This window comes from Salinicola lusitanus (genome assembly GCF_038648475.1).
GTDB lineage: Bacteria > Pseudomonadota > Gammaproteobacteria > Pseudomonadales > Halomonadaceae > Salinicola > Salinicola lusitanus.
Genome location: NZ_CP151919.1, coordinates 2,781,321 through 2,793,322 on the forward strand (window position 1 = coordinate 2,781,321; position 12,002 = coordinate 2,793,322).

Here is a 12,002-nt window from a genome sequence, read left to right on the forward strand (position 1 = left end):
GGCGCAGGCGACGGCGATGCCGGAACCGATTGGCGGTTCGGGTTGCTACCTACGATCGCGATTGTCCGCGTGGTGGCAGGCACGAAAAAGGGCTCCCGCGGGAGCCCTTGATCTTGGCGGTCGAGCACGCTCAGCGCGTGATCTGACGATACTCGCCGGCGTCGCTGGTCATGCGGCTCACCACCACGATGGCGAGGAAGGAGGCGATGAAGCCGGGGATGATTTCGTAGACCCCGGGGCCGCCCAGGAACGAGCTGCTGAAGCCCAGCGCGATCCACACGATCACCGTCAGCGCGCCCACCACCATGCCGGCGATGGCGCCGGCGCCGTTGGTCCGCGACCACATCAGCGACAGCAGGATCAGCGGGCCGAAGGCGGCGCCGAAGCCGGCCCAGGCGTTGCTGACCAGGCCCAGCACTTGGGAGTCGGGATTGGAGGCGATGATCGCTGCCACCAGGCCCACCGCGACCACGCTCAGGCGACCAATGGTGACGGTCTCCTTCTCGCTCGCCTCCTTGCGCAGGAACAGGCGGTAGAAGTCCTCGGTGAGCGACGAGGAGGCCACCAGCAACTGGCTGGAAATGGTGCTCATGATCGCCGCCAGCAGCGCCGCGTAGAGGAAGCCGGTGATCAGCGGATGGAACAGCAGGTTGGAGAGGATGATGAAGATCGTCTCCGGGTCCTGCACTTCGAGGCCGTTGCGGATCGCATAGGCGCGGCCGAAGATACCGACCGAGATCGCGCCGACCAGCGAGATGAACATCCAGGTCATGCCGATGTTACGTGCCGTGGGCACGTCCTTGACCGAGCGGATCGCCATGAAGCGCACGATGATGTGCGGCTGGCCGAAATAGCCCAGGCCCCAGGTGACCGCAGAGAGCCAGCCGATGATGGTCAGCCCGTCGGTCCAGGAGAGCAGCGTGGGGTCCACCTGATTGAGCGTCTGCTGGGCCTGGCTGAATCCGCCGCCGCCCTCGCCGAAGAGCACCACCGCGGGCATGATCACCAGCGCCAGCATCATGATGCAGCCCTGTACGAAGTCGGTCATGCTCACCGCCAGGAAGCCGCCGACCACGGTATAGACCAGCACCACCCCGAGGGTGAGGATCACGCCAGTGGCGTAGTCGCTCAGCCCGCCGATGTCGATGACGCCGGAGAAGGCGCTCTCGAACAGCTTGCCGCCGGCCACCAGGCCCGAGGCGGTGTAGACCGAGAAGAACACCACGATGACGATGGCCGAGACCGTGCGCAGCGACAGCGCGCGGGTCGGGAAGCGGTTGGCCAGAAACGCCGGGATGGTGATGGCATTACCGTAGTGAACGGTCTGCTCGCGCAGCCGTGGCGCGACCAGCAGCCAGTTGAAGAAGGCGCCGACGAACAGGCCGATCCCGATCCAGGCCGAACCCAGGCCGGAGACGAACATCGCCCCGGGCAGGCCCAATAGTAACCAGCCACTCATGTCCGAGGCGCCGGCCGACAGGGCCGCGACCTGAGGACTGAGCGTTCTTCCGCCCAGCATGTAATCCTCGGAAGTGGCGGTGGAGGTGCGCATGGCGTAGAGGCCGATGGCGATCATGAGCACGAAGTAGGCGATGAGGCTTATCCAGACACCGATAGCCATGAGGACGTCTCCTTTCTCTTAGTTATTAGATGTCACCGGCCCGGACAGGATACTGCCGGGCCTGGGGTGTTCACGCGGCCCGGAGCGGCGACGGCTCGCGCCGCGGATGGCTGGCGAGGGGGCTTTGGCCCCCTGTTGATATTGTTTTCGATCATGCAGAACTTCCTTCAGCTTGTTGTCGTTGACGACGAGCGGGATCACTCGTCTCCCATCGCTAGCAGCGACGCATTCCCGCCCAGCGCAGCCGTGTTGATGGTGCGGGTCTTCTCGGTGGCGAAGCGCAACAGGTAGTGCGGCCCTCCGGCTTTCGGACCGGTGCCGGAGAAGCCCTGGCCACCGAACGGCTGCACCCCGACGACGGCGCCGATGATATCGCGATTGACATAGACGTTGCCGACACGGATACGGCTGGCGACATGCTGAGTGAAGCTTTCGTTACGGCTGTGGACGCCGAACGTCAGGCCGTAGCCCTTGGCGTTGATGGCGTCGATGACGTCTTCCAGCTGGTCGGCGTGATAGCGCGCGATGTGCAACAGCGGCCCGAACTGCTCCGCTTGCATCGATTCGATGCCGTCGATGGCGAAGGCCATGGGCGCCACGAAGGTGCCGTTGCCGGTCTGTGCCAGATCGAGCTTGGCTTCGGCGAGCAAGCGGCCCTCGGCCTTCATCTTCTCGATATGGGCGAGCAGTCCTTCGCGAGCCTCCTCGTCGATGACCGGGCCGACGTCGGTGCCGAGATCGCGGGGATCGCCGATCCGCAGCTCTTCCATGGCCCCACGCAGGATCTCGATGACGCGATCGGCAATATCTTCCTGCAGGTAGAGAACGCGAAGGGCGGAACAGCGCTGGCCGGCACTCTGGAACGCCGAGTGGACGACATCCGCGACGACCTGCTCGGGCAGGGCGGTGGAGTCGACGATCATCGCGTTCATGCCGCCGGTCTCGGCGATCAACGTAGGCAGGGCGGCGTTCTCTCTTGCGGCCAGTGCCCGGTTGATGATCTGCGCGGTGTCGGTGGAGCCGGTGAAGACCACGCCCGTAATCCGCGGGTCGCTGCTCAGCACGCTGCCCACGGTGGGGCCGTCGCCCGGCAGCAGCTGGACCACGTCACGCGGCATGCCGGCCTCGAACAGCAGCTCGATCACGCGGTTGGCGACCAGCGAGGTCTGCTCCGCGGGTTTGGCCAGCACGCTGTTGCCGGCCACGGCGGCCGCCACCAGCTGCCCGGTGAAGATCGCCACCGGGAAGTTCCAGGGGCTGATGGCGGCGAACACGCCCTTGCCGCTCATCATCAGCTCGTTGGATTCACCGGTCGGCCCCGGCAGGAGGGTCGGCTCGGCGAACAGTTCGCGGGCGCGGGCGGCATAATAGCGGCAGAAATCCACCGCCTCGCGAATCTCGTCGACGCCATCGGTGAGCAGCTTGCCGCCCTCGCGGGAACAGAGCGTCATCAATTCCGGCAGATGGTTCTCCATCAGGTCGGCGTGACGCTCGAGAATGGCCGCGCGCTCGTCGACCGGCGTCTCGCTCCAGCGGGGGAAGGCTTTCCAGGCAATATCGACGGCCTGTTGGGCCTGCTCGCGTGTCGCCCACTGCACGCTGCCCACCGGCTGACGGCGGTCGTAGGGGCTGGCGACCGGCTGACGCTGGCTGTCGTCGTCGGCGATGTCGATGCCAAGCAGCGGCTTGGCGTGATATTCCCGGTCCATGAACTCCGCCATGCGGTCGATGAGCGGCTGGTATTGACTGTTGATGTTCAAGTTGACGCCTTTGGAGTTCTTGCGTGCCGGACCGTAGATGTCCTTCGGCAACGGAATTTTGGGATTGGCGAAGGTCGGGTAGGGCTTGAGCGTGGCGATCGGATGGACGCATAGCGACTCGACCGCCACCCGTGGGTCGACCAACTGGTGGACGAATGACGAGTTGGCGCCATTTTCCAGCAGCCTGCGGACCAGGTACGGTAGCAGGTCCTTGTGTGCGCCGACGGGTGCGTAGATGCGGCAGTAGGTGCCTTGCGGGGCGCGCTTGAGCGCCGCGTCATAGAGCGCTTCGCCCATGCCATGCAGTCGCTGGAACTCGAAGGCGCGATCGGCGTCGTTGGCCAGCTCGAGAATACTCGTGATGGTGTGAGCGTTGTGCGTCGCGAACTGGGGGAAAATGCGGCCGCGGGTATTGTCGGAGAGCAGGAACCGGGCGCAGGCGAGATACGCCACATCCGTGCAAGCCTTGCGGGTATAGACCGGGTAGCCATCGACGCCGAGCTTCTGCGACTCCTTGATCTCGGTATCCCAATAGGCGCCCTTGACCAGCCGCAGGGGGATCTCGTCGCCCTGCTGATCGGCCAGGCGATTGATATAGTGCAGTACCGGCAGGCAGCGCTTGGCGTAAGCCTGAACCACCAGGCCGAAGTGGCCCCAGCCGCGACAGACATCGCTTTCGAAAACCGCGCGGAAGACCTCCAGCGAGAGTTCGAGACGGTCCACCTCCTCGGCGTCGACGGTCAGCGCCACATGGCGCTCCCGAGCCAGCTCCACCAACTGCTTGACGGTGCCGACCAGTTCCTCGAGCACCTGGCTGCGGCGACCGAACTCGTAGCGCGGATGCAGTGCGGAGAGCTTGATCGAGACAGACGGGGCCGGCGTGCTGGCGTCCAGCTTGAGACTGGTTTCACCGACCTGGCGGATTGCCGAGGCGTAGTCGTCGAAATAGCGCTTGGCGTCCTGACGGGTGCGGGCCGCTTCGCCCAGCATGTCGTAGGAGTAGGTGTAGCCCTTGTTGAACAGCGGCTTGGAGCGCTTCAAGGCTTCATCGATGGTGCGGCCCAGCACGAACTGCTGGCCCATGATCTTCATCGCCTGATACATGGCGCTGCGAATCACCGGCTCGCCCATGCGATTGACCATGCGGTTGATGAAATTGGCCGGCTTGCCCTCTCTTGGCTTGTCCAGCTGGATGACGTTGCCCGTCATCAGCAGACCCCAGGTGGAGGCATTGACGAACCACGACTCGCTCTGTCCCAGGTAGCGCTTCCAGTCGGCGACGCCCAGCTTGTCCTCGATCAAGGCATCAGCGGTGGCTTTGTCGGGAATACGTAAAAGCGCCTCCGCCAGACACATCAGCAGCACGCCTTCCTGGGTATCGAGACTGTACTGCTGGAGCAGTTCGTCGATGGAGTCGACGGCGGTGTCCATGGTGCGGACATCGCGGACCAGTTGCGCCGTCTTGTCGCCGATGCGTGCGAAATCCGCTTCGTCGGCGTCCAGCATGGCGCACAGCTGCTCGAGGTAGGCGTCCTCGTCAACCACATAGTGGTCGCTGATCCTGGCGAACAGCGTCTCCAGCGAAGTCTGCCAGGTAGCGGCATCCAGCATTTGGTCGGCTTTTAGCATTGTTTAACCCCGTGATAATCGGCGTCGGCGGTGATGGCCGCTTGCCGGAAGCGTACGGTGAACTGCGCCAAGGGATAGGCGTGGTGGCTGACTCTATCGTGAAACAGGTGGGCGGTACTTGCCAATTATCCGGGGGTATTTGCGAAAAAGGCCGGCTTGTCGCGCTAACGAGAGGGGCGTCTCAGCTGCATGGGCGGATGGCCATAGCGGCGCCGGAAGGCGTTGCTCAGGGCGCTCTGATTGGCGAACCCTGTGCGTTCCGCGATATTTGCCAGCGGCATGTCGGTCAACGTGGTCAATTCACGGGCCCGATTCAAACGCAGCCGCATCACGAACTGATAGGGAGTGATGCCAGTCTGTTCGCGAAATCGTTCGGCGAAGTGCGCTTCGCTCAGACAGACCAGGCGGGCCAGGTCGGAGACGCTCAGGCGCCGGTCCAGCCGTTCGAGAACGAACTGCTCGAGCCGCTGGACGTCGAGTGCTCGACTGGCTCGCTTGGCCAGCGAGGGGGAGCCGAGCGGCGCGTTCAGGCGGGCGTGCAGTGAACTGAGCAGGGTGGCGACCAGCAGATCCCCGGGTGCGTGACTGGCTTGACCCATCTCGTTGATCAGAAACTGCAGGTAGTGCTGTAGCGATTCATCGAGAGCAAAGTACCCCGGGCGATCGAACAGGGCTCTCGATCGCCGATTCATCCCGGTCAGGGCAGAGGCATCGTCCGGCAAGTCGATGATCAACTGGCGGTTATCCCCGATGCCCTCGTAATAGTGTTCGATATTGGCTGGCACGAGACAGCCCGAGAGTGGCGCGACGACACCTCCCTGACCGGCGATCTCGAATTCCGCGTAACCGGACAGCCCGATCACGAGCTGGTGATAGTCGTGGTGGTGGTGCTGGATGGCGTTGTCCAGCGGTGTCAGCCGGATGGTATCGGTCATGGTGTTCGTCGCGACGTGGCGTGTTCAGGCATGATACTCACTTCCGTGAAGCGCCTGATGGGCCGCCAGGTGGTCGCGCAGTGCCGTCAGCTCTTCCCGACCCTTGCGAGAGAAGAGCGATCCGCCCTGGGCCGCTTGCCACGGGCGACCGTGCGTTTCCATCAAGTGCTGGCTGCGGCGGCGCAGGTTTTCCAGATAGGCATCGTGGCGGATCGGGTAGCCGATCAAGGTGTGCCAGCGTGCTTCACTGGCGCGGTTGTCCAGTACCGCATCGAACAGGTCGAGAAGATCCTGTGGTTGGGTTCGATAGCGGGGAGTGCGCGATAGCATCAGCGCCGCCACGGTGGCCAGACTGATCAGCAGGCAGACGAGGAAGACCACGAAGAATAGTGGCATGCGGAGGCTCCGGGGCGCGGCAGTCGTCGCAGTTTACCATGCTGGCGGCGGCGCCCAAATGTCGTTGACACGGCGCTTGGCAAGGTACACCCGGCAAGATGTCGATCGCGCGGAGGTCGATGATAGCCCGAACTCGAGCAAAGATGGCGCCGTTCGGACGTCACGGGAGCTCATGCCGTACCGGTCGATCTCGGTGGCGTTCGCCCCGGTAATGGAGAGAGACGGTGGACCCGACGCCGACCGCGGGTATCACTGTTACCGGATAAAAAAACGCCGCGCTGAGCGCGGCGATAACGATCATTACAGTAAGCTCGAGAATCCCTGTAGCGACTGCTATTCAGTATCTCTTGATCGTTATGAGTCGTTATCGATGAAAAAGTTCCTCGACGCGAGAGAGGCCGCGCACTCACTCGTGCTGGAGCCGGTATCCGCGCCCGTCAGGGCAATGCTCTGGCGCCGGAAGCGGCAGGCGTGTCTGCCTCCCACTGCCTGACTTGGCCGTTCTCGGCCACCCAGAACACGGCGACGCCCTGGCGTAGGCAGAACTCCTTCATCCCGGCCATCCGGCGGCGAAAATCGGAGGTGTCGGGAAGTGCCAGCGATACCTGGGCCGTCTCGTCCGGCATTTCGCTGTCCTGGATGAGATAGAAGAAGGCTTGGGTGATCTCCATCCAAGGGTCCTGGCCGACATCGAGGCCAAGTTCGCCCCGGCAGTCGACGATCAGGCGCCTCTGTCCAAACACGGACGTGGCTTCGAGATCGATTTCCGGTCGTGTGCCCAGTCGGCTGGCCCCACATCGATAGCCATTGCTGGCAAGCCAGTGGGACATCGCCTGGACGACATGAGTATGAGTTATGGATGCCATCGGTTTTGTCATGAATTTAGTTAATGTTATGAAATGACGCGATTAGCTTCTGATTTGATGTTTCAATGATTAGATTAACATAGTCGTGTTTCTAGATAGATGCATAGTTCGTATAGGGGCCCTCCTATTCTGCATAGCCCGACGTGAGTAGTGATTTTATCTGTACGCGGCGACTTAGCTGCCGTTTTTCAACGACTTCTGGCGTCATGGCCATGGCTTCTTCCCTTGCTCTGGCGCTTTGGAAGAAAAAGAGCGACAGACAGAAGAGTGCCTGATTCGGTGGCCGGAGTTCGCCATGTCGTATAGTTAAGATACTTCTATTTTATTATTAAAGTTATAGTTTGATACGGTCGTTCGACGACTGCTCCCTGACGCGCCATGACGCTGCGGCGAACCCGCGGCTTGAGGGCCCATCCACCCGCCGGCCGGGACCGAAGCGAGCTTGCCGATCCGCTCGCAGGAGCACTGCCGACCATCTGCAAGAATATTGTTAGTCGACGGTTCCCATAGCGTCGGCTAGCGTGAATAATCGCAAGTCAACTCTATTAGACTAAAGTAGGAGGTGGCCGTGGCTAACGCTCACTCGGCCGATACAGCAAGGCCCTCCCGGCGGTATGCGTTGCTGATCGAAATAGCGCTGGCCGTGGGAGGATTCGCCATTGGCGTCGGCGAGTTCACCATCATGGGTCTGATGCCGGACGTGGCCAGGGCTTTGAGCATCTCCGAGCCGCAAGTGGGTAACGTCATCAGCGCCTACGCGCTAGGCGTCGTGGTGGGGGCGCCACTGATCGCCGTCATGGGATCGCACTTCTATCGGCGTCATCTGCTGCTGATGCTGATGGCCTTTTTTGCGCTGGGCAATATCGCCAGCGCCCTGGCGCCGGATTATCACACCTTGATGATCTTTCGCTTCATCTCCGGACTGCCTCACGGCGCCTATTTTGGCGTCGCCTCCCTGGTCGCGGCCTCGCTCGTTCCCCCGCACAAGCGGGCTCAGGCGGTGAGCCGGGTCATGTCCGGACTGACCATCGCCATGCTGATAGGCAACCCACTCGCCACCTGGCTGAGTCAGATGATGAGTTGGCGCCTGGCCTTTGCCATGGTCGGTGGCATTGCTGTCTTGGCGGTCGTTCTGGTGTTCGTCTATCTACCGTTGAACCGACAAGAGAAGCGCAATAGCCCGATGCAGGAGCTCACCGCGCTCAAGCGTTCTCAGGTCTGGTTGACGCTGGGGGTCGGCGCGATCGGCTTCGCCGGTATGTTCTGTGTCTTCGCCTACCTGGCTCCGGTCCTCGTCAACGTGACGCAGGTGTCGCCGTACTGGATTCCCGTGGCCCAGGCGGCATTCGGCGCAGGCGCCATTATCGGTAATATCGTCGGCGGAAAACTCTACGATCGCATGCAGCTCAAGGGGGTGGGCTGGTTGCTGGTCTGGTGCATTGCCATCCTGCTGCTCTTTCCGCTGGCGGCGCAGTCGCTATGGTCGATTCTGCTGATTTGCGTGGCGGTCGGGACCATGGTCTCGCTGTCCCCGGCACTGCAGACACGGCTGATGGATGTGGCGGCGGATGCCCAGACCCTGGCTGCCGCTTCCAATCACGCCGCTTTCAATGTGGCCAACGCGCTGGGGCCGTGGCTCGGCGGCATAGCCATCGGCGCCGGGCTGGGATGGACCGCGACCGGCTACGTCGGGGCGGCGGCGGCGGCAGTGGGGCTGGTCGTGTTCTTCTTCGCCTACCGTCAGCAGCAGCGGTACGGTTGAGTTCGGCGGGGTCGAGTGGAATCGAGGCGTTGGGCAGGGGCCTGACCCGGTTGGGTCAGGCCCATCGAGATCGGTGTGCGAGGGTCAAGCGAGCTCGGTAACCGCGGCTGACGGGGCAGGAACTGAAACATATGCGTCTTCGCTGGGGCAGCGTTCGCACTTGATGCTGACCGCCTTCTGCTCTTCGGCGTCAGTGGTTGTCGTCGGTAGCGGCTGCTCATGGCCACAAGCGCGACAGCACGCCATCAATGAACTTTCGGATTGCTTGACCGTAAACATTTCCATCGGCTTCTCCTTAACCATGGCTCGAGGCGCTTACTCGGCTCTGTGCCCGTAAAGCCCGCAACGCAAAATGGGTTCGACTATAGTCTGACACCAACTGTATAGCCGAGCACGGGAAATGCAAGATCGGGCAGTGCCTTAGAGTCCGGGGCCCGCCGGGCGCAGCGCCGACGCGCACCGAACGTCGAGCGCTGCCGGTGTATCGATCCGTTGGGGAGTTCGCCCGATCGCTTGCGTCGCCGAATCGTTTTCTTCATGCCGGGTGGCTGGCACTTCATTCGTTTGGCCGTCGAGCGGCCGACCATTTTTCGCGACGGGGCCGGCTGTCATTGACGGCTCCAGCGTGCCCTGATGTAGCCGACGATGCGAAACGGCGGATGACGGACGCTCTCCACGGTCACCCCATGAAGCTGCTCTCCGCTGACACGCATTCTGCCGGACGCCAGATGCTCGAGATATTGAATCTGCAGCATCCCCTCCCGCTCGAGCAGATAGAGGCCGTCCTGCTGAAACTTGTCACACGGCAGGACAGCGGCCAGATCCCCCTCGAACAGAAAATCGAACGATTCGTTTTCAGCCGGCGTCACCAGATGACAATCCTGGGTCAGTAGCTGCAGCGTGGACATCGCGTCCGGCTCCGCCTTCTGCTGCTCCCAGGGCGCCGCCAGGTGCGAATGGAGGCTCAGGACGGCCTGGCTCGACATCTGCGAGTCGACCGCCATCGCATTGAGGACATCGTCGTCGAGGAGCTGCTTGATCGAACAGCTCAGTGCCGAGGTGAGCGCCACGAGGCGCTCATGGCCGATCTGCTTGATGGTGCCTGACTCCCAGTAGGAGATCGTGACGTCGGAGACGCCCACCCGTCTTGCCAGTGCAGCCTTGCTCATTCCTGCCTGAAGGCGGAGTTGTTTGATTCGTGGTCCTAACCCGTCCATCCATGAATCTCGCCTGCGTATTGGTGCTGTGAGGATATCCACTCATTACCGAAGTATGTTTCGGGTTGCGAGCTTGTTGTCATATGTTTGTCTAATTTTTCGGTCCAAGCGTTGGCTCGAAGCAGGGAATCGTCAAGGTATCAGTTCATGGCCCCAACGTATCCAGGCCTCCCGATGCCCCCTTCCGCACCTATCCACAACGACTGGGAGGGATAGCCAGCGCTGCAGCCTCCCCTCGGGAAGGCGTACAATTACAGCGCTCGTTCATCAACGGAATGGAATTCATGACGGTACGCACGCGCATCGCGCCTTCACCGACTGGCGACCCCCACGTCGGGACAGCTTACATCGCACTCTTCAATCTCTGCTTCGCTCGCCTGCATGGCGGGCAGTTCATTCTGCGGATCGAAGATACCGATCGCCAGCGCTCCACGGCCGAGTCGGAGAAAATGATTCTCGACTCGTTGCGCTGGCTGGGGCTGGACTGGGACGAAGGCCCGGATATCGGAGGGCCTCACGGCCCTTATCGACAAAGTGAACGGGGTTCCATCTACGCTCAGCACGCCGAACGGCTGCTCGAGGACGGGCACGCCTTCAAGTGCTACCGCACCAGCGAAGAGCTGGATGCGCTGCGGGAAGAGCGAAGGGCGGCGGGACTGCATCTGGCGCTGAAGCCTCACGACCTGGCGCTGGATCCCGACGAACAGCGCAGGCGGGAAGCGGCCGGTTATCCCTATGTCATTCGACTGCAGGTGCCTTCCGAAGGTGTCTGTGTCGTCCAGGACATGCTTCGTGGGCAGATAGAGGTCGATTGGGCGCAAGTCGACGCACAGATTCTCATGAAGTCGGATGGTATGCCGACCTACCATCTGGCCAACGTGGTCGACGACCATCTGATGGGGATCACCCACGTCCTCCGGGGCGAGGAGTGGATCAACTCCGCACCCAAGCATCAATTGCTGTACGAGTATTTCGGCTGGCCAATGCCGGAGCTGTGCCATATGCCCTTGCTGCGCAATCCGGACAAGTCGAAGTTGTCCAAGCGCAAGAATCCGACCTCGATCAACTACTATCGTCGGATGGGGTTCCTGCCGCAGGCGGTCACCAACTATCTCGGGCGGATGGGATGGTCGATGCCGGACGAGCGCGAGAAGTTCAGTCTCGACGAGATGATGGCTCACTTCGACCTTCAGCGGGTCTCGCTGGGTGGCCCGGTTTTCGATCTCGACAAATTGAGCTGGCTCAACGGCGTCTATATCCGCGAGGACCTTGACGATGCGGCGCTCCTGGAAGCGTTGCGCGAGTGGGCGTTCAACGAGGCGTATGTCGGCCAGATCCTGCCCCAGATTCGCCCGCGGATCACCACGCTCTCCGATGCGATGCCGCTGGCGGGCCATTTCTTCGCTGGCCTGCCCGAGATCGACGAGCGGAGCTTCGACGGCGTCGATCTCGAACGTGAGACGCTGGTGACGCTGCTGCAGTTCCTGGTATGGCGGCTCGAGACCCTTGCGAGCTGGGAGAAGGGGGCGCTGCTGGAGCAGGTCAAGCTGCTGGCGGAGCACTTCGAGCTGAAGATGAAGGCTTTCCTGGCGCCCGTGTTCATCGCGGTGACGGGAAGTTCCCACTCGACATCGGTACTCGATGCCATGGCGATTCTGGGCTCGGACGTCACGCGGGCGCGCCTTCGCCATGCGATTGAGGTGCTCGGCGGTGTTTCCAAGAAACAGGCCAAGCGTCTTGAGAAGCAGTATCGCGAGCTGTAACTCGATACCGGCCATGTCAGGGCAGTTCGATTTTTTCTGTGTAAAGCGTTGAC

General features: G+C 62.1%; 8 protein-coding genes. 2 read left to right on the top strand and 6 right to left on the bottom strand.

Annotated elements, in window-relative coordinates:
* Window positions 1–130 precede the first annotated feature (130 nt).
* From putP to AAGT95_RS12520, 5 genes are all read right to left on the bottom strand, one after another.
* A complete protein-coding gene (putP, locus tag AAGT95_RS12500; protein ID WP_342593988.1) occupies window positions 131–1,621 on the bottom strand; it encodes a sodium/proline symporter PutP in 1,491 nt (496 codons plus the stop codon).
* Between the two features lie 197 nt (window positions 1,622–1,818).
* Window positions 1,819–5,010: a bifunctional proline dehydrogenase/L-glutamate gamma-semialdehyde dehydrogenase PutA gene (gene putA, locus AAGT95_RS12505; protein ID WP_342593989.1), complete on the bottom strand. Its 3,192-nt coding sequence runs from the start codon at window positions 5,008–5,010 to the stop codon at window positions 1,819–1,821.
* A gap of 164 nt (window positions 5,011–5,174) precedes the next feature.
* Window positions 5,175–5,945, bottom strand: coding sequence for an AraC family transcriptional regulator (locus tag AAGT95_RS12510; RefSeq protein ID WP_342593990.1), 771 nt, complete (start codon window positions 5,943–5,945; stop codon window positions 5,175–5,177).
* Window positions 5,946–5,969: 24 nt separating this feature from the next.
* Complete coding sequence (locus AAGT95_RS12515) at window positions 5,970–6,341, bottom strand: hypothetical protein (protein WP_110600684.1); 372 nt, start codon at window positions 6,339–6,341, stop codon at window positions 5,970–5,972.
* Between the two features lie 437 nt (window positions 6,342–6,778).
* Window positions 6,779–7,207 (bottom strand): hypothetical protein, encoded by a 429-nt coding sequence (locus AAGT95_RS12520; protein ID WP_110600685.1) that lies wholly within the window; start codon window positions 7,205–7,207, stop codon window positions 6,779–6,781.
* A 568-nt stretch (window positions 7,208–7,775) separates the two neighbouring features.
* On the opposite strand from AAGT95_RS12520, the gene AAGT95_RS12525 reads away from it, so the two are divergent.
* Complete coding sequence (locus AAGT95_RS12525; protein WP_342593991.1) at window positions 7,776–8,969, top strand: MFS transporter; 1,194 nt, start codon at window positions 7,776–7,778, stop codon at window positions 8,967–8,969.
* Window positions 8,970–9,577: 608 nt separating this feature from the next.
* On the opposite strand, the gene AAGT95_RS12530 is transcribed toward AAGT95_RS12525, so the two are convergent.
* Window positions 9,578–10,138: a helix-turn-helix domain-containing protein gene (locus AAGT95_RS12530; RefSeq protein WP_425356020.1), complete on the bottom strand. Its 561-nt coding sequence runs from the start codon at window positions 10,136–10,138 to the stop codon at window positions 9,578–9,580.
* A gap of 332 nt (window positions 10,139–10,470) precedes the next feature.
* Between AAGT95_RS12530 and gltX the strand changes: the two genes are divergently transcribed.
* Window positions 10,471–11,949 (top strand): glutamate--tRNA ligase, encoded by a 1,479-nt coding sequence (gltX, locus tag AAGT95_RS12535; protein ID WP_342593993.1) that lies wholly within the window; start codon window positions 10,471–10,473, stop codon window positions 11,947–11,949.
* Window positions 11,950–12,002: the final 53 nt, after the last annotated feature.

Coding starts and splice junctions, on each gene's coding strand:
- gltX (WP_342593993.1), top strand. CDS start 10,471: ATGACGGTACGCACGCGCATCGCGCCTTCACCGACTGGCGACCCCCAC.
- putP (WP_342593988.1), bottom strand. CDS start 1,621: ATGGCTATCGGTGTCTGGATAAGCCTCATCGCCTACTTCGTGCTCATG.
- AAGT95_RS12520 (WP_110600685.1), bottom strand. CDS start 7,207: ATGGCATCCATAACTCATACTCATGTCGTCCAGGCGATGTCCCACTGG.
- AAGT95_RS12515 (WP_110600684.1), bottom strand. CDS start 6,341: ATGCCACTATTCTTCGTGGTCTTCCTCGTCTGCCTGCTGATCAGTCTG.
- AAGT95_RS12530 (WP_425356020.1), bottom strand. CDS start 10,138: ATGAGCAAGGCTGCACTGGCAAGACGGGTGGGCGTCTCCGACGTCACG.
- putA (WP_342593989.1), bottom strand. CDS start 5,010: ATGCTAAAAGCCGACCAAATGCTGGATGCCGCTACCTGGCAGACTTCG.
- AAGT95_RS12510 (WP_342593990.1), bottom strand. CDS start 5,945: ATGACCGATACCATCCGGCTGACACCGCTGGACAACGCCATCCAGCAC.